The following is a 16,453-nucleotide window of genomic DNA, read 5'->3' as shown; positions in this document are numbered from 1 at the left end:
CACGCTTTCGGAGGCTGGGGTGTCCTGGAAGCGCGGGTGGCATGTGCTCAGGAGGTGGTGACCGGCCAAGTGGTTGCCGATGGCTGCGGGTATGTGGGGAGGTGCGGGGATGGATTAGGCAGATCTCGATAGCGCGGGTGTGCGCTGCATGGTTTTCCTTAGGGGCGCACCAGCACAAGCTGCCGGCGCTCCCCGAAACCCCAGGTGTGCATAGAACGCCTCAGCGTCCGAGTCGCGTGCCGTCAGAAGGTGCACATTGTTGATGCCATTTTCTCCGAGTTTCTGGAGATCCACGGTCATGAGTGCTTTTCCTACCCCACGTCTTTGCGTATCCGGACGAACAGTTCTTTGACTTCGTGGGTCAAGCCGTGATCCTTGACGCTGTCCTGCCCCAGGACGCCTCCCCCTCCCAGGCAGCAAACGCAAGAGAGACAACAGGTCCTGCAAACGCGCCAGGGCAGACTCGCGTGACCACGCCTCATTCCAGGGAGACGCGTTGAAGGTCATGACGAACGCCTCGGCGGCAGGGAAGCGAGCTGAAGTGAGAGGGCGCAGATCCATCGTCACCACGCTGTGAAGGCGGCGTGCTCCTGATCTTGCTGCTGTCCAACGCAGCCCTCCCCGGGCAGCAGAAGGGCAGCAGCCTCCAGAAAGCGTTGCCAGTCGGCGCCTCCGAGCTCCCGTTCATTCCATTCTGCAGCGGCGAGGGCGCGCAGCAAGCTGTAGAACTTAAGCAGGGCCTGCTCCCCTGGCGTCAGTGGGCCGTAGCCACGCAGCACACCTGGAAGAAGCCCCGGACCATTAATCCCGATCACAGCCAGGTCCATCAGGCCGTCGCCCGCCCGCAGCTCCGCGACGTCTATCAGCCCAACATCCCCCGAAGGCGCCACGATGAAATGCTCGGGCCGTCCATCGAACAGGATCAGTTGCGTGCCACGCTTCTCGAGGAGGGATTCAAGACGGCTGAACCAGCGGCTGAGCCGTGTGGGTGCACCAGCGGGTGCCAAGCCCGTCGCCAGCCAGTACGTCAGCGCGTGCTGCAACCAGCCCCGCATCCACTGCGCCCAGGTCAGACCCTCAGGGGGCGGAAGATGCCCGGGGAGTTGGTGCAGGTGCGCGAGAAGCGCCCCGATGCTCTGCGCTGCTGGCCCCACCTCCGGTTCGGTGCCCTGGGTCCAGGGCAGGAGCAGGAGGGCCGGCGGTCCGTCCTGCCAAGCGACCGGACGCTGCACGGGAAAGCCGTGCTGTTCGAGCCGCTTCAGGGCCTCAATCTCCGGGGCGAAGGTTCCTGCCTGAGCGTCTGCCTTCACCACCCAGACACCCGCGTGGGTCTGCACGTGGACCACGAGGCGACTGGAGCGGTCCGTCAGCACCTTCAGGTCCAGCACCGCCTCCTGTAGAACCTGCTGGGCAAAGTACTGAAGGGGCAGGACATCCATGGCACCGTTCTACAGGCGGACCCACCGGCCCAGCATCGGCCATCTGCCGTAGAACCCGGTTGGCCGCTCAACCACCGCTGGGAAGAGCCAGCAGGGTCTCCCAGGTGGTCGCCTCGAGGAGCTGACGGGCCAACCCTTTCCAGTTCAGTTCGCCGTGTGCGGCATTGAAGCGGCCGGACTGGCAGACACGGCAGAACGTGAGCGACACGCTGGCCACCCTGCGACCTCCACCTGCCGCTGAACTGAGAGCCTTCATGGGCCATGCTGAAGGGGACCGGACGGCACACTTGTGGGCCGCGCGGAGCCTGCTCCTTCTGGGTGAACAACCCGATCTGAACACTATTGAGGCGTTGAGGGTGGACCTGTCTCCCGGAATCCCTGAGGCTCTGCGTGACGTGGTGGTGAGGTTCTGGGTCCGCTGCGCGCACCAGGCGCAGCCTGGCACCGACGTGCGGTGGTTGATCGAGGGACTTCTGCGCGAGGGCGAGCGGCCGGATGTCACCGATGAGCACGCTACCGTGATGGCCGCCCTGAGGCGCGAGGGCTTGACGGCGGGTGAGCCGGTGGATGCAGGAACCTGGAATGAGCAGGGCTGGGGAACGTACTCCGTCGTCGAGGTGGAGAACGCCCGAATCTGGCTCAGCGACCTGACGCGCTATGCGCTGATACCCGATCCCGAGGATGAATCGACGGAGTTGTGGTTGCCCCGCATCCAACGAGCCCTGCAGTCCGTGGGCTGGACTTTTCTGGAAGAGCAGATGAGGAGAGTGCTGTTCCCCGGCCTGAAGATCTACTTTTTCGGGCGTGACAAGGTTCTTCCCCTCCATAAGTTGCTGTTCTACTACCAGGACTGACGGGAGCAGGGCAGACGAAGGTGTGGGGGAACGCGCGCTGCTGAGCGGCGATGTCAGGGATTGCTGGCTGCTCACGCTGGCCGAGTGGCTCCTGGAGAAGGCGCTGTCGTAATAGGCTTCCTCTTTGTTCTCAAGTGACCTACGTTGGAGTCAACGGAACTTCCGGCGGGCGAACACGTATAGAGCGTATGAAGGAGGTGTATATGCCTAAAGGCAAGACAACCAGCCCCAAAGCTGCAACTGCTGCATCCAAAGTTCTACGTGATGGCCGCACGAGCAAAGCGTCGAAGACTGCGGCGGGAAGCGCACTTAGCCAAGTGAAGAAATCGAGCAAAAAGTAGGCATGATACCGCTGGCCCTACTTTGCCAAGAGAAGCTGCCATGCCCCTAGGAGCACGGCAGCTTCTCTTAGGTTCTTCCTGGAGCGAGGATCCTCGCTCCCTATCCCAGCCTTCAGCGCACAGTGACACCCGTGGCCTGGAGCGTTCCTTCGATTCCTGCCAGAGCGCTGACCAGCACCGAGGCGCCGGGCTGGAGAGTACCGTTCACGCGGGCGCTGCTGTAGTTCACGCTGCAGGCCCTAGAGGTCGCGGCCGGTGAACGCGCCGGGCAAGCCCGTCATGAGCAGGGCGAGTTGCTGACGGGCAGCGATTACCTGGTCGCTGCCCTGATCAAGGATGCTGAGCCCCGCGCCTGCCCTTCCGGCACCAGCGCCCAGAAAAAAAGTCCGAATACGCCGGGCAAAGCGTTCGGAAGCGCGCACGAACATTCCTCAGCTGGTGCAGGAGATGGTACTCGGTGCGGAGAGGCACCAGATGCCTACGCCGCTTTCCCTCTGCTATCTTCCTGAGGTATAGAGACGACACGAATTGAACGCATTCTGCAGCAGCTCGCCGAACTCCGCCGCCGTAGACCCGACGCCTTCGGCGCGCAGAAGCACAACTTCAAGCTGAACCCGCCCTTGCCCGTGGAGGCCGTGGAGGCATTCGAGGCCCAGCACGGAGTCCGCCTTCCAGAGGCGTACAGGGACTTCCTTGTGCAGGTGGGCAACGGAGGAGCGGGCCAGGCGTACGGCCTCTATCCCCTGGACAAGACACGCACAGGCGGTGTGTTGAACAATCCGTCCCCGCTTCATCCGGACATGCCGAAGGTGGGTGACTGGTACGAGGTGCTTGGCCTGGATGAGGACAGCGAGGCCGCCTACGACGGCGCGCTGACGCTCCTGACGCAGGGCTGCACCTACGACGTCCTGCTCATGGTCAGTGGACCCTACCGGGGCCAGATCGTGTACGTGGACTGGGACATGGCACGCGCCCCGCACTTCTCGCAGTTCCCCGACTTCCTGACCTGGTACGAGACGTGGTTGCGCGAGAGCCTCGCCGGATACGACATGACCTGGTTCGGGTACGGCCTGCCGCTGGATCCGGAAGCGTCCGTGGCCGTCGCCAGCGACGCGGGCGAACCGTTCCGGCGGCGCGAGGCCGCGCTGAACAACCTCATGCGGGCGCCCACCCTCGGTCCTGAGCTGCTGGCCCCACTTCAAGGGGCGCTGATGAACGAGCCGGACGTTGAACTCGCCACCGACCTGCTCACGGTCCTCGCGTCCAACGGAGCCGGGGGACTCGGGAACATCAGCTGGGCCCTCCTGCGTCAGGCCCAGGGGCGTCAGATCTACCGCATCGTGAACGCCATGAAGACCGCTGGCCTGCTGGACTGGAAGGACGCGGCCCTGTGGGCGCTCGAGCAGGATGCGGATCAGGACGCCTCCCAGAGCGTCCTGTTCATGCTGAAACGGGAAGACGCCCTCACGCGCCGCGCCATCGAGCTGGCCTTTGCCTCAAGGCACGTCGTCTCCACCGGCCTGTACGTCAACAGCAAGTTCAGCGATCCGCTTCCCGTGCCCGACGCGCTCTTCAACCATTCTGACCCCTCTGTCCGCCGGTCTGCCGCCGAGTACCAGCCAGATGATGTTCTTCGTTCCAAGGTCCCGCTCCTCCTGGACCTGTGGGACCGGGAGGGCAGCGACCACGTCCGGCAGGGCTGGGCCCTCAAGCTCGGCCAGTTCCAGGAACCCGCGGTGACAGCGGCCCTGACCGCGTTCCTGGAACGGGAGAAGAGCGGGACCGTGCGCTCCGCCCTGACCCGCAGGCTGGCCGAGCACCGGGCCAGTCAGGCCGTGACGCTCCTGATTCAGCAGACCCAGGGCGATGACCCGGTCCTGCGGCTGGAAGCCGCTGAAGCCCTGGGAAAGATCGGGGATGAACGCGCCCGCCCGGCGCTCGAGGCGCTGCTCTCGCAGGAGGAGCGGCCTTTTCGCGATGAGGGCGGCGGAGGCATGGGGTACGCGTATACCATCGCCGATGCCGCGCGCCGCGCCATCAGCGCCTTAGAGGAGCGCAACCCGGGGAAGAACTGAGGCCGGGCCAGCTGGAGGCCCTGGCGTGGCCACCGCAGAAGTGGAGGAAGCGCGTAGAGAAGCGCATCACTTTTTCGATCTGCCACCCGGGGCCAGGGTCTTTTTCACTGACGACAACAGCAACCATGCCTTCATGTACCTGGACGATCCTCTCTGCGGGAGGGCAGCCTGTACAACCATGATGAATCCATCTGAATGAGCGAGAACCGCGGGGTGGCGTAGCAGGATTTCAGGACCATGGCGCGGGACTACCCTGGCCAAGAGACCCACCGTCACAGCTCCACTGGCCTCCCGAGCGGGTGGCAGCGACTTTAAGCTGGTGGGGTGACTCCCCTGATCAGCCTTGGCGTGGACCTCGCCTCGCAGCCTCGAAATACGGGCGCTGCCCTTGTGGAGTGGAGCGAGGAGGGAGCCGAACTTCACCTCCTGAAGGCCGGCATGACCGACGCGGCGCTGCTGGAGCTTGCCGCCCAGGCGCAGGTGGTGGCCATTGACGCGCCCTTCGGCTGGCCCAGCGCATTTCTGGAAGCGGTGCAGGGCGCTTTTGCCTTCGCCTGGCCTCACCCTCCGGGCTGGCCCAACACCCTGCGCGACGAACTGATGTACCGGCACACTGAGCGCCACATGAAGGCTCAGGGTCTACAGCCCCTCTCGGCCTCCAGCGACAAGATCGCCCTGCCCACCATGCGCTGCGCCGGTCTGCTCCAGGCGCTGGGCGTCACCGACCGCAGCGGAGCGCAGGGTGTCTTCGAGGTCTATCCCCAGGCCAGCCTGCGCCGTTGGGATCTGGTGCCGGCCAGGAAGAGGAGAGTGGCGCAGAGGTCCTGAGAAAAAGCGGCCTGAGCACAGGAGATGTGAACTGGATCATTCTCCATCAGGCCAATATCCGCATCATCCAGGCTGCCTGCGAGCGCTTTGAGATGCCGCTGGCCAAGGCAGTGGTCAACCTGGACCGCTACGGCAATACGTCGAGCGCCACGGTGCCCCTGGCGCTGATGGAAGCTGTCGACGACGGGCGCGTGGAAGAGGGTCAACAGCTCCTCCTCGTTGCCTTTAGCAGAGGCCTGAGCTGGGCCGCGTGCACCATGAAGTAGTGGGCGGGGGCGCCAGCCTGGCGGCTGCAGCAGCAAAGTAAATACTCCGGGAACACGGAGCGTAGAAAAAGAAATTCTTTTTCGTATATATCCAGGTGCCTTGAATGAACAAGTCCCGTTCTGCTGGAGCACAACTCGAGTGCGCCTTTAAAGGCGGGCGTTCAGGAAGGTCTGGCTGCCCTTCTACCGTGCCAGACCCTTGCCGCGCAGCGCCCGCCGCGCCCGCTGCCTGAGCTCACGCATATAAGGCTCCGGAAGCCTGTCCAGCACCCGCCCTTGTTGCCAGATGGACTCGTCAAGCTCGCGGACCATTGACGTCACCACGAAGGTGTCGCGCGTCAGGGCAAGCACGCCCCGGGGCAGCAGGTAGTCGGCTTCGCGGCGCGGGCGGCTGGTGCACCCAAGGCCGTAAATTTCGCGCTTCTCGGGGTCAGTCCCCATCACCACCACCGGATGGTTGCCCGCCAGGCCCCACCCCCCCAGCACCGGGGGAAGGGGCAGCTCGACAATCACGCCGGGGCAAAGCCACTCAAAGGTCACAGGCGCCACACTCCTTTCTGACGACGCTCTGCGTCGTGCGGATACATAAAGGCCAGCAAGACCCGTTCGTAGTTCCAGGGGCGCAGCGCGCCTGGTGCTCAGGTTGACGCGAGGTGAGGCAGTACACGTAGCTCGCGCTGCGGTTCAGAAGACGCCCGAATTCAGCCTTGGACACCTCGGGTTGAAGCCGGCGCAGAACCCGGAGAAGTCCGCAAAAGAGAGCCTTGGAGACGTTCATCAGGGAGCCGCCGCAGTAGTCGTCAATGACGACGGTGATCGCGTAACGGAAAGCCAGAACCGTGTTGAAGCCCATCTCCCTGCTGTGCGCCTCCTCGATCAGGCAGCGGAGAATCTGTATGAATTTTGCAAGAACGAATTTATCCCACTTCGTCATGTTCTTTCTCCTTCTATACCGCTCTGTTATGCGTGGCATATCAACCTTTTACTTAAGCGCGATCTACCGAATAACATTTTTTCTATCTTTGATTCATCTTTTTTCTCCCTCGTATAATGGGTAAATAACGTAAGTAGAACTGCAATTATTCGCAGTTCTACTTACGTTATTTTTTTATTTACTTAAGAGGCGTCTTTATCTTTTTATCTTGACAAGCAATAGAAATAAAGACGCCCTGGCAAGAATGAGTGCCTGACCCAACAGAGCGGGCTACAGGAATCATTGCACACATCCCACGGATGTTCAACAGGCGGCTTTTACTGCACTTAACCAGCCGCGTTATGGCCGGAGGATAGGCAGCTTTGGATCGGCTGGACCCGGGCCCGGCCTGCGGCGCGCCTAATACGCTCAGAACATGATTGCGCCGCTTGAGATTGTTCCGCTTCGCCGGTCGGATGATGTGCAGGAGCGTGAAGGCGAGTGGAGGTGCAGCCACGCGCGCGGTCGCTGATGTCCTCCCCGGAGGCGGCGTCCACCATCGACCGCCTGGCGCAACTGTCTGCCGAGATCCATCAACCCAACCCGCATGCGCGCCCGGTGCTGGACCAAGTGGTCTTTGCCTTTCGTCCTGACGGCGAGCGTCAAAGCTTTGCGGGCGTCATCGTCCGTACGCCTGCGGGCGAAGTCCTGAGGCACTCGCCCGACGCGGCCGGAGAAGGGGGGGTGGTTACCGCGTGGTTCCTCCCCATGCACGTGATCGAGCTGAGTGCCTCGGAGATGAGTCCCGACGAAGTGCCTCTCCTGGAAGGGAAACCCAGACAGGCGCCCGAACCTGAGCGCCCGGCAAAGGCAGTGGCGGGTCCACAGCCAAGCGCGCCTGCTGCAAAGGGGAGGGCAAAGACGCTTGAGGACCTGGCGGCCCTGGGCATGGCCGTCTGGGCCCAAGACGTCTTTCTTTCTCAGGCACCCAGGCAACACGTGAGTTCCTGGAGAATCTGGGCATGCACCTGCGGGCGCCATTGCGGTTCCCCTCTTCCACCCTCAGCACCTTGAAGCCTTGAGGACGTTCTTCGGACGGTTCCGGGGACACCCACCGAATTCAGCGGCGGCCCACGTCGGCTGGAAGGACGCGGAGGAACTGGCTGAACTGGTCGGGGGCATCCCGCTCTGGCATACGGGCCGGAACGCACCGGAACGCAGACGAACCCGCATGCCTTGAACTGGACCGGGCAGTTGGAAGAATCTCGCACTGAGGCAAAGAAATGATGATTACAGCTGGGAACGACCCAGGGCCGTGTTCATCCACATGCCTCAAGTCAGGGGCACCCCACGGCTGCATCTGGTGCGCGTGAGCTGCAAGGAGGCGGAACCCGGTAGGCGCCGAGGTTCCGCCCCCTTGCATTTGGACCGGATCAGACCTGGGCTTCCCCTGCCAGCTGTACCGCAGCCTACTCCATTTACCTGCACAACAGATAAATCAGCACATTAGTGTCAAGTGTCACTGGACATAGCTCTTAATTTCTCACCTGCAGCTGCAAAGCCCGCCAGAAGATTTATCGTCCACATGGGGGATATCGCCGGGGGTATTGCCCCTATCTTCTGTTGACAGAGCATAGAAGACTAGTCCAGGATATCCAGCATGACATTCAAAGTTGGATACTTTAGAAGCAGCCGCATGCAGGAAATTGAGTTTGCCCTCCGTTCCCTCGATCCCGGAATCAAGGCCGTCGAGGTCGCAACCCCCACGGGCCTGCGGGACATCGATGTGCTCCTGGGCGGAGGCGGACCTGACCTCAACCCGGCGCTGTATGGAGAGGCAGACGAGCACTGCAAGCGCTTCTCGCCGGATCGGGACCTGCGGGAATACCAGTTGCTCGACCAGGCCCTGGAAAAGGGCATTCCCTTTCTGGGTCTGTGCCGCGGCGCACAGCTGCTCAACGTGCTGCTCGGCGGCACGCTCTATCAAGACGTTGAAAAGCAGCAGGGGGGTGAGGCCATTCACGACGGGCATCAGGTGCACCAAGTCCAGTTCAGCGGCCTGGGAAGCCGCTACATGGGCAAAGAGGCGCTGGTCAACTCCAATCACCACCAGGGCGTAAAAACCCTGGCGTCCGGCCTCACCCTGATCGGCTCGGCCCCCGACGGTCTTCCCGAGGCCTGGCACACCCCTGGCGCGATCGGCGTTCAGTTCCACCCCGAGAGCCTCGTCAAGGATGACCCGCGCTGGCTGGCCGTCTTCCGCTGGTGGCTGGAAGGCGCCGCATGAGCGCCTTTCTCGACGGCCAGGTGCTTAAAGAAAGGCGCGAGGAGCAGAAGAAGACGCTCGATCAAGTCGCTCAGCTCGCAGGCGTTACGCGCCAGTACGTCTCCTCGGTGGAGAACAACAAGGTGCAACTGATCCCGGCGGGCGTGCAACGCATCACCGAAGCGGTTGGCCTGGGCATCCGCTTCTCGGAACCCAGCGAGTCCGACTCTCCCCTGCACTTCTTCACCTACGGCACCATGAAGCCTGGGTTCTCCCGCGCGGGTGTGGTCGCCGCCACCAATCCGCTGGGATACCAGCGAGCGCTCCTCGCAGGCTTTGCAATGTACGACACCAACTGGGGCTATCCCGGCCTGGTCCGCACCCGCAAAGCAACTGACTTGGTGGACGGCTTTATCTACCGCTATACGCCTCAGACCATGGGCAAGGCCCTGAAAGTCTTTGACGTCATTGAGGGCGTGGATGACACCCCGCCGCTCTTCACGCGCCACCAGACCGTGGCTATCACCAGCGATCCGAGGGATGACCAGGCCGACCTGGCGGTTCCCTGCTGGGTCTACCTGATCGCCAGATCCACCGCCAAGATGCGCCTGATCAAAGACGGCGTATGGACCAAAAAAGGACGGGATTGAACCATGGACAAAGATGCATTTCTCCGGAACGAGGGATTTCCCGAGTGGGTGGACGTGACTGGACGCGCGTCGGTCGTCGACGACTACCTGCCCAGGGAACGGTACGGCATTTACGTCCTACGCTTTGAAAATAACCACTACTACGTTGGAAGGTCGGTCGACGTTGCGGACCGCTTTCGCGATCACAGCCAGAAATGGACTGACCTCAAAGCCATCACCTTTCAGGCTTTTCCTGAACAGGACCTGAGCGTCCTGGAAAAGGAATACATCCGGTTACTACGTCGGGAGGGCTTTGAATTACGCAACGCCCCAGACAATTCGGACATTAAGGCGACGCTCGATGTGACAGCCAGGCTCTCTGCAGCTCAACTGGAAGCTTGGGTGGGCGGATATCTTGAAGTCCAGGACTCCGAACGCCGAACCCCGCACCCGTGGTTGGTGGTCCCCGACTATCACAAGATGAAGCTCTTCAATTCGTTGCCTTATGCCCAGGAGGCGCTGGCGCTTTTGCACCTTTACTTGTTGAGGGCCTTTCCTTTGCCGAACCGGACAGAGTTGATTTCCTGGACGGTCACCTGCCTGCCGAAGGACAACAACAATCTTCCGGGAGTCGTCACCTACCTGCGGGTCAATATCCGGGGACAAGAAGTCTTCTCGGTTCAGGGGGACGCTGAAGGGGTGAGCTGCCTCATCTATATGGCCGTGAGTCCTCTAGTTGAACGCTTCGGAGAGGACTGGAAGCGCTGGGTAGAAGTCGGCGAAAACTTCGTCACTGGGTGGACCCATATCCCAGGAGGCAAGGACCAGACTGGTGTGGAGGTCGGCAGCGTACGCGCCCTGAAGGCACTTCTTGACTCTTCGGTGACGTGGGACGCAGTTGCGCATCTGAACGCACGCCTCATGGTATTGGGCAATCACCGCATGATGTGGCGAGGCGCCCACAGTCCAGGCCTGGTGGAAGCAGCGCTCTACCCCACTCCACCCGTCCTGGAACTCGTGAACCGGGCGGTGGACGGAACCTCCGGGATCCAGGCCACGGAGCCCCTGGATCAGCTTCCTGAGGGCGCACCGACCATCCTTCTGGACGGTGAAGTTGGTGCCTTGCAGCACCACAACCTCAGCTCCCAAGGGAGGCTCAGACTGCAAAGCGTCCTGAGTCTGATGCTCTCCCTGCTCCCAGCCCTGCAGGGACGGGGGCTGAACGACAATGGGGTGGCTCAGGCGCTCAGCACCCTGCTGATGCACGCCGAGGTGCGCAGCCTCACGCGCCGGGGAGAGCCCCTGCTCGGCCATGGTGCCACCACCCTGGCCGGGGGTCTCGCAGGTCCTGGCGCGCGATGGGGGCTTGTGAACCACAAAGGGCGGATGCTCACCGCTGCGGTGGCGCTGGCGATTCGCGACGAAGTGCCCATCCCCGAGGCGCCTGACCTGAGTGCACTCAACCCCGCAACCGTCACGCTGCTGACTGAGGTCATCTCGGAGCTGAGCTTGCAGCCCCTGCCCGAGCTCCGGGACACCCCCGCCTACCGCGGCGCGTTCTCGCGGGCCACATTTGATCAGCCAGGGATTTTTACCCTGCTGGATCTGCTTCCCGAAGATTTCGACGAAAGCACGCTCACTGTGCCTGACGGCGACCGTACTCTGGAGTATGACTGGGAACGCACTGCCGATCGAACGTAACCGTCTCGGGGAGATTGAGCGCGGGCTTGAGACGGCTGATGGGCGAGCGCTGAGCCCTCAGGCTTTGCCACCGTCCAGCAGGTCGCGGGCGAGCAGGTGCAGGCCGCTGTGCAGGTCCATCATGTCTTCCAGCCCGACGCCCGTGTCCTGAAATACCCGGAGCAGGTACGTGCACCGCTGCGTATAGGCGAGCATCAACCTCCCCGGTGATCCATCGTCGAGGCGCTCACGCCGGCTCTTGCCGTACAGGTGCTCAATCGCTTTCCCCCGGTACTTGGGCATATAGAAGGGGAAGCGGGTGGGGTCTGCGACGTACAGCAGGTAGGACGCAGCGGTGGTACGCGCGCCACTCGGCGGTGGTGTCCAACTGCGCCTCGTATTCGGCGTTGGACACCACCCGTTCTGGAACGTACCCTCCCAACGCCGTGGTGCCGATCGAAGGGCGGCTGTCTGACAGGGCCAGGTCGTTCAGGGTGCGAATCAGGGCGAACTTGTAGCTGTTGGTCTTCGCCTCGTGGCGCAGCAGGCTGGCCAGCAGGGCCTGACCTTCAGTCACAGTAGGCCTGCTGGACGTGGAACAGCCGCTCGCGCGAGACGGGAAAGTCGGGCTGGAATCCCGCAGTGGCCCTTCAGGGCGGAGTCATGCCGGCCAGCCATGACCTATTTGAACACGTACAACCAGGTCGCTCTGCCAGGAGCATTGCACTGGATGGTAGCCTCGCGGCGTGAACGGCAGCAACCTAGATCGTCATGACTAAGCCCCGCGTCGTCATCTCCACACCTCAACCATCTCCCCACGTTGCTCGTGACGCTTTAGAGCAGTACATCAAGTCATTTCGCTACCTGGGTTCCCAGGAGGTCCGGAAACGCATTCAGAGCGGCTCAGTCGATTTCGGCCGGGTTCCACCGGATGCCCTGTGGGGCATGGTCCTGGCCGATCTCATCAACCCAGTCATGCACCAGACTTCCCCTGCGCAGCCAAGTCCTCCTCCGCAAAGGGCCAGTCCTGCACCTCCATACAGGGCGCCGCCCGTCGCGGATAACACCGTCACCGGTGACGCTCCAGAGGTCTGGCGCGCGCTACGCCGGGTGCTTGAACACGACGTGCAAGAACTGCTCGAGCCCGCCAGAATTCATACGCGGGCCGCAGAACGCCGCCTCGAAATAACCTACCCCGCGAGTTACGAAGCGCATGTTGCCCTCGCACGCCTGTATGTGGGATTCCTTCAGGAGCGCCTGAAAAGTCTCGGGCACACCTACACCGTGCATTTCAATCTGACTTCCAGGCCGTAAGGCGGCGCCCGACCCTACAGATCGCCGCCCCTGCTCCCAAAAGGCCGTACCCTACATCAACATGTTCGATCAAATCCCACTTGACGACGACACCCTCTACTCCAACCCCGAACCACGCTGCCCGGTCGTGCTCCTCCTTGACAGCAGCGGCAGCATGAGTGGAGAGCGCATCAACCTGCTCAACCAGGCGCTGCGCACGTTCGGGGATGACCTGCGCGACGATAGCCTGGCCATGAAGCGCTGCGAGATCGCGACCGTCACGTTCGGTGAGCGCGTCGAGGTCGTCAGCGACTTCGCCAGCGCCGAGGCCTTCCGGCACCTCACCATCATTCCGAACGGACAGACACCCATGGGGGGCGCCGTACACAAGGCCATCGACATGCTCGACGCCCGCAAAGCGCAATACCGCAATGCTGGCCTGAAGTACTATCGCCCATGGATCTTCCTGCTCACTGACGGCCAGCCCACGGACCGCTGGGAGGACGCCGCTCGCCGGGCCCGCGAAGGCGAGGAGAAGAGCCAGTTCGCTTTCTTTGCCTTCGCTGTTGAAGGCGCCAACATGGACACCCTGCAGCAGTTCTCCAGCAAGCGTCCCCCACAAAAATTGCGCGGCAACAACTTCCGCGAGATGTTCTTGTGGTTGTCATCCAGCCTCAAAAGCGTCTCGCGCTCCACGCCAGGCATGGCCATCAGCTTGCAAAAGCCGAGCGACGAATGGACCATCTAGAGCCTGGCATGAACGAACGTATGGCCGAAGAGCCCACCGAGCGCGCTGAAGACCAAGTCGCTGAGGACCAGGTCGCTGAAGAGGTCAGGCATGCAGACTCGCCTGCGCTGGAGGAGCCACAACCACCTGTGGACCCCACCTTTGAGCAGGCCTCATCCGGGTCCACACCGGACTGGCTTCTGGCGGGCGCGTCCGTTCGGGGCACCAGTCATATTGCCAGCGGCACGCCATGCCAGGACGCGCACACCATACGTGCGTGCCAGACATCCGGTGAGGAGGGCGTACTCATCGCTGTGGTGAGCGACGGCGCTGGCAGCGCCCGTCACGCCGAGTATGGCAGCCGCGCCGCGTGCGATTTCATCAGTACCCGCGTGGAACACCTGCTGTGCAGCTCCGGCCTGAGCCTGGAAGACCTGAATCCCGACAGCCTGATCAGCGAGGCGCGTGCGCATCTTGAAGCGCTCGCGGACGCCATGGAGTGCGAACCCCGGGACCTTGCATGCACGCTGCTGTGCGCCGTGGTCTTCCCGCAGGCCGCGCTGTTCTTCCAGGTGGGTGACGGGGCCCTCATCTACGGCGACGAGGACCTCGACGTGGCTGCCTGGCCATCAGGGGGCGAGTACGCCAACCAGACTGACTTCGTGTATGCCGCCCGCCCGGAGCAGGTGCACACCAGACGCATCTCAGGCACCGTCAGAAAGCTTGCCATGGTCAGCGACGGCCTGCAGATGGTCTGCTTGCGTCTGCAGGAGCAGCGCGTCCATCCTGCCTTCTTTGCTCGCTTCTTCCAGGCGCTTGAGGCCAGTTCGGACCGGGAACTGTTCGAGGGGGCCCTCGCGCGCACGCTTAATAACGAACGCATCAACGCCAGCACCGACGACGACAAGACCCTGGTGCTCGCCCTGCGCGCGTGACAACGTACCTAGACCCCCAGGGACGGCCACTGGCACTGGACCACAAGCCCATGGGACAGGGTGGGCAGGGGAAAGTGTTCGCGGTCCCCCATCAGCCGCAGGTGGTCGCCAAGATCTACAACGCCCCACCTGACCGGCAGCAGCAACGCAAGATCAAGTTGCTCCCGCAACTCGCGACAGGGCCACTGCGCAAGGTCAGCGCTTGGCCCATCGCGCCGATTACGATCCCAGGTGGGGACGTGATTGGCTTCACCATGCCGCGCGTGGAACTCAGCGGCGCCCACCAGATTCACGAGTTGACCGGCGAGGATTCACGCCGCAAGCACTACCCGGACGCCGATTGGAAGTTCCTGACGCTCGCCGCACGCAACCTCGCGGCCTCATTCGCGACCATCCACGAGCACAACCACGTCATTGGTGACGTCAACCCCAACAACATCTACGTCACCCGCAAAGCAACCGTGCAGATTATCGACGTGGACTCCTTCCAGATCACGCACAAAGGTGAATCCTTCTTGTGTGGCGTCGGCATGCTGGAATTCACCCCGCCGGAACTGCAGGGACAGGCCCTCACGTCCGTCGTGCGCACCCAGAACCACGACAACTTTGGCCTAGCGACGTTCATTTTCCAGCTTATCGTCGGCATGGGCGCCTACCCGTACGCGGGGGTCTACCGCAACGGCCAGGATTTCAGCATGGGCGACGCCATCCGCCAGCATCACTTCGCCTGGAGCCGCCGGGCGCACGCCATCGGCCTGGAGCCCCCACCGCGGCGACCAGCCCTGAGCATTGTGCCGAACGCCATAGCAGACATGTTCGAAGCGGCGTTCGGCCCGCAACGTCAGCGTCCCACCGCTGCGCAGTGGACCCACGCTCTTCAGGACCTGCACGCCTCGCTCGTTCCCTGTGAGCGGAACTCCACCCACGCGCGCGTTCGTGGGGAGATCTGTCCGTGGTGCGCCTTGGAACGTCAGTCCAAAAGGGTGTACTTCAGTGCAAGGACCACGCCCCCTGCAGTGCAGGTCCCCACCGCGATTCCCAGCAAGCCCCCCTCGACCACAGAGGTCGAACGGGCCTGGCAGCAAGTCAGCAGTCTGGCGGTGGTGCCAGCGGGGACGCTGACGCTGCCGGCGCTGGCCATTCCGGTGACACCCGCGGTGATCGGCAGGCGCCGCCGCGCGGTGATAGGCGCCACGGTCGCGGCGCTTGCTGGCCTTGCGGTGCTGCTCATTCATTTCCCCGTGGTCCTGACTGCACTGTGCTGGGTGCTGGCTATGGCGCTGTTCAACGGACGTCACTCCCTTGGGAATCCCACCACCCTGGCGGAGATTAAGGCGCTTGATACCCAGGTGCAGCAGCTCGTGATGAAGCAGCAGCAGAGCAGTGCGGGACTCACCCGCTCACAGAGCCTGACGCAGGAACTCCAGGTGATCTACGACCAGCTCCGCAACCCCCAGAAGCTCACGCAGCAGCGGGAAGCGGATGCACGGCGAAAATACAACGCCTACCTGGAAGCAAAGTTCCTGCTGCGCCACACAATCAGTCCTGGAGTCATTTCCGGCGTGGCCGAAAAACGCGTGGAATCGCTCAAGCGCTATGGCGTCCATACCGCGTACGACGTGCAGTACGACCGCGTCGTCGCTGTACCAGGCATCAGCACCAAAATCGCCAGCGATCTGGTCAACTGGCGCAACCGCCTTGCACAGAGCATGCCCCCTCAGACCAGCACCCTGCCCGCCTCTCTCAGAGCTGCGGTGCAGGTGACCGTAACGGCCGAGCAGAACCAGCTCTATCAGAACCTGCTGCATGGGCTCTCAGCGCTTCAGGTTGCGCGCACCCATGAGGAAAGCGAGTACCAGCAGACCAGGGCCCAACTCGAGGGCTTGTTGAAGCAACGCGAAGCTCTGATTCAACAACTTTGACCAATCAGACTCTACAAAGCCCACCAGGAAGGTGGGGCAGCGACGGCACATACAGCCTCAAGCACCAGAGGAACGGCAGTGCTCACCTGGCTATATCCTGCCCCCATTAATGCCCCCAACGCCTGGCACAACTGCGTCGCGATCTGCCCTCGCGCGGACCTATGCTGAGTCACATGCACGCGGGAATGAGGAGCAACCGTTGAATTCACTGAATCCACCAGTACGGCAAGCGCCACGGGCAATGAAGGAAGGACACACCGCCTGCAGTGCAGCGCGCGCCCTTCC

The 16,453-nt window shown here is 62.6% G+C and carries 19 protein-coding genes; 11 read left to right on the top strand and 8 right to left on the bottom strand.

The features are described 5' to 3' along the window. Window positions 1–114 precede the first annotated feature (114 nt). The 3 genes from B9A95_RS36765 to B9A95_RS33245 form a co-directional block, all read right to left on the bottom strand. A complete protein-coding gene (locus B9A95_RS36765) occupies window positions 115–507 on the bottom strand; it encodes a GNAT family N-acetyltransferase (protein ID WP_170928433.1) in 393 nt (130 codons plus the stop codon). A gap of 56 nt (window positions 508–563) precedes the next feature. Then, the gene (locus B9A95_RS05335) at window positions 564–1,439 is read right to left on the bottom strand and encodes an aminoglycoside phosphotransferase/kinase family protein (RefSeq protein WP_084045917.1); all 876 of its coding nucleotides are present in this window, start codon (window positions 1,437–1,439) and stop codon (window positions 564–566) included. 67 nt (window positions 1,440–1,506) lie between these two features. After that, window positions 1,507–1,656 (bottom strand): hypothetical protein, encoded by a 150-nt coding sequence (locus B9A95_RS33245; protein ID WP_170928432.1) that lies wholly within the window; start codon window positions 1,654–1,656, stop codon window positions 1,507–1,509. Between the two features lie 37 nt (window positions 1,657–1,693). On the opposite strand from B9A95_RS33245, the gene B9A95_RS05330 reads away from it, so the two are divergent. After that, entirely contained in the window at window positions 1,694–2,293 is a 600-nt protein-coding gene (locus B9A95_RS05330) for a hypothetical protein (protein ID WP_084045916.1), read from the top strand. A 580-nt stretch (window positions 2,294–2,873) separates the two neighbouring features. On the opposite strand, the gene B9A95_RS05325 is transcribed toward B9A95_RS05330, so the two are convergent. Continuing rightward, complete coding sequence (locus B9A95_RS05325) at window positions 2,874–3,056, bottom strand: hypothetical protein (protein ID WP_139806485.1); 183 nt, start codon at window positions 3,054–3,056, stop codon at window positions 2,874–2,876. A 213-nt stretch (window positions 3,057–3,269) separates the two neighbouring features. Between B9A95_RS05325 and B9A95_RS05320 the strand changes: the two genes are divergently transcribed. From B9A95_RS05320 to B9A95_RS05310, 3 genes are all read left to right on the top strand, one after another. Continuing rightward, window positions 3,270–4,709, top strand: coding sequence for a HEAT repeat domain-containing protein (locus B9A95_RS05320; protein WP_084045914.1), 1,440 nt, complete (start codon window positions 3,270–3,272; stop codon window positions 4,707–4,709). A gap of 324 nt (window positions 4,710–5,033) precedes the next feature. Then, window positions 5,034–5,537 carry a DUF429 domain-containing protein gene (locus B9A95_RS35060; RefSeq protein WP_084045913.1) on the top strand — a complete coding sequence of 168 codons (504 nt, stop codon included), beginning with the start codon at window positions 5,034–5,036 and terminating at the stop codon, window positions 5,535–5,537. 26 nt (window positions 5,538–5,563) lie between these two features. Then, window positions 5,564–5,803 carry a 3-oxoacyl-[acyl-carrier-protein] synthase III C-terminal domain-containing protein gene (locus B9A95_RS05310; RefSeq protein ID WP_425429912.1) on the top strand — a complete coding sequence of 80 codons (240 nt, stop codon included), beginning with the start codon at window positions 5,564–5,566 and terminating at the stop codon, window positions 5,801–5,803. Window positions 5,804–5,986: 183 nt separating this feature from the next. On the opposite strand, the gene B9A95_RS05305 is transcribed toward B9A95_RS05310, so the two are convergent. Together B9A95_RS05305 and B9A95_RS05300 are read right to left on the bottom strand one after the other, a co-directional pair. Next, a complete protein-coding gene (locus B9A95_RS05305) occupies window positions 5,987–6,343 on the bottom strand; it encodes a hypothetical protein (protein WP_139806484.1) in 357 nt (118 codons plus the stop codon). Beyond that, the gene (locus tag B9A95_RS05300; protein ID WP_084045910.1) at window positions 6,333–6,737 is read right to left on the bottom strand and encodes a hypothetical protein; all 405 of its coding nucleotides are present in this window, start codon (window positions 6,735–6,737) and stop codon (window positions 6,333–6,335) included. The genes B9A95_RS05305 and B9A95_RS05300 overlap by 11 nt, the downstream gene beginning before the upstream one ends. A 1,639-nt stretch (window positions 6,738–8,376) precedes the next feature. On the opposite strand from B9A95_RS05300, the gene B9A95_RS05290 reads away from it, so the two are divergent. The 3 genes from B9A95_RS05290 to B9A95_RS05280 are packed head-to-tail and all read left to right on the top strand — an operon-like array spanning window position 8,377 to window position 11,312. Then, the gene (locus B9A95_RS05290; RefSeq protein WP_084045908.1) at window positions 8,377–9,003 is read left to right on the top strand and encodes a gamma-glutamyl-gamma-aminobutyrate hydrolase family protein; all 627 of its coding nucleotides are present in this window, start codon (window positions 8,377–8,379) and stop codon (window positions 9,001–9,003) included. After that, the gene (locus B9A95_RS05285) at window positions 9,000–9,632 is read left to right on the top strand and encodes a gamma-glutamylcyclotransferase (protein ID WP_084045907.1); all 633 of its coding nucleotides are present in this window, start codon (window positions 9,000–9,002) and stop codon (window positions 9,630–9,632) included. Before B9A95_RS05290 ends, B9A95_RS05285 begins: the two co-directional genes overlap by 4 nt. Before the next feature lie 3 nt (window positions 9,633–9,635). Then, window positions 9,636–11,312 (top strand): GIY-YIG nuclease family protein, encoded by a 1,677-nt coding sequence (locus tag B9A95_RS05280; protein WP_084045906.1) that lies wholly within the window; start codon window positions 9,636–9,638, stop codon window positions 11,310–11,312. A gap of 57 nt (window positions 11,313–11,369) precedes the next feature. Here the strand turns inward: B9A95_RS05280 and B9A95_RS31605 are convergent, their stop codons facing one another. Beyond that, window positions 11,370–11,594, bottom strand: a complete 225-nt coding sequence (locus B9A95_RS31605) for a hypothetical protein (protein WP_139806483.1) — start codon at window positions 11,592–11,594, stop codon at window positions 11,370–11,372. Continuing rightward, window positions 11,566–11,868 carry a hypothetical protein gene (locus B9A95_RS34480; protein ID WP_084045905.1) on the bottom strand — a complete coding sequence of 101 codons (303 nt, stop codon included), beginning with the start codon at window positions 11,866–11,868 and terminating at the stop codon, window positions 11,566–11,568. Before B9A95_RS34480 ends, B9A95_RS31605 begins: the two co-directional genes overlap by 29 nt. Before the next feature lie 194 nt (window positions 11,869–12,062). Between B9A95_RS34480 and B9A95_RS31595 the strand changes: the two genes are divergently transcribed. From B9A95_RS31595 to B9A95_RS05255, 4 genes are all read left to right on the top strand, one after another. Next, entirely contained in the window at window positions 12,063–12,605 is a 543-nt protein-coding gene (locus tag B9A95_RS31595; protein WP_139806482.1) for a hypothetical protein, read from the top strand. A gap of 61 nt (window positions 12,606–12,666) precedes the next feature. Continuing rightward, window positions 12,667–13,332 carry a vWA domain-containing protein gene (locus B9A95_RS05265; protein WP_084045903.1) on the top strand — a complete coding sequence of 222 codons (666 nt, stop codon included), beginning with the start codon at window positions 12,667–12,669 and terminating at the stop codon, window positions 13,330–13,332. Window positions 13,333–13,340: 8 nt separating this feature from the next. Further along, window positions 13,341–14,246: a PP2C family serine/threonine-protein phosphatase gene (locus B9A95_RS05260; protein WP_170928431.1), complete on the top strand. Its 906-nt coding sequence runs from the start codon at window positions 13,341–13,343 to the stop codon at window positions 14,244–14,246. Continuing rightward, window positions 14,243–16,168, top strand: coding sequence for a hypothetical protein (locus tag B9A95_RS05255; RefSeq protein WP_139806481.1), 1,926 nt, complete (start codon window positions 14,243–14,245; stop codon window positions 16,166–16,168). The genes B9A95_RS05260 and B9A95_RS05255 overlap by 4 nt, the downstream gene beginning before the upstream one ends. Window positions 16,169–16,453 lie beyond the last annotated feature (285 nt).

Origin of the sequence: Deinococcus hopiensis KR-140 (genome assembly GCF_900176165.1) — a bacterium.
In the GTDB taxonomy this organism is placed as follows: Bacteria; Deinococcota; Deinococci; order Deinococcales; family Deinococcaceae; genus Deinococcus; species Deinococcus hopiensis.
Note: the sequence above shows the minus strand (reverse complement) of the source record. Positions and strands in the feature narration are given on the sequence as shown.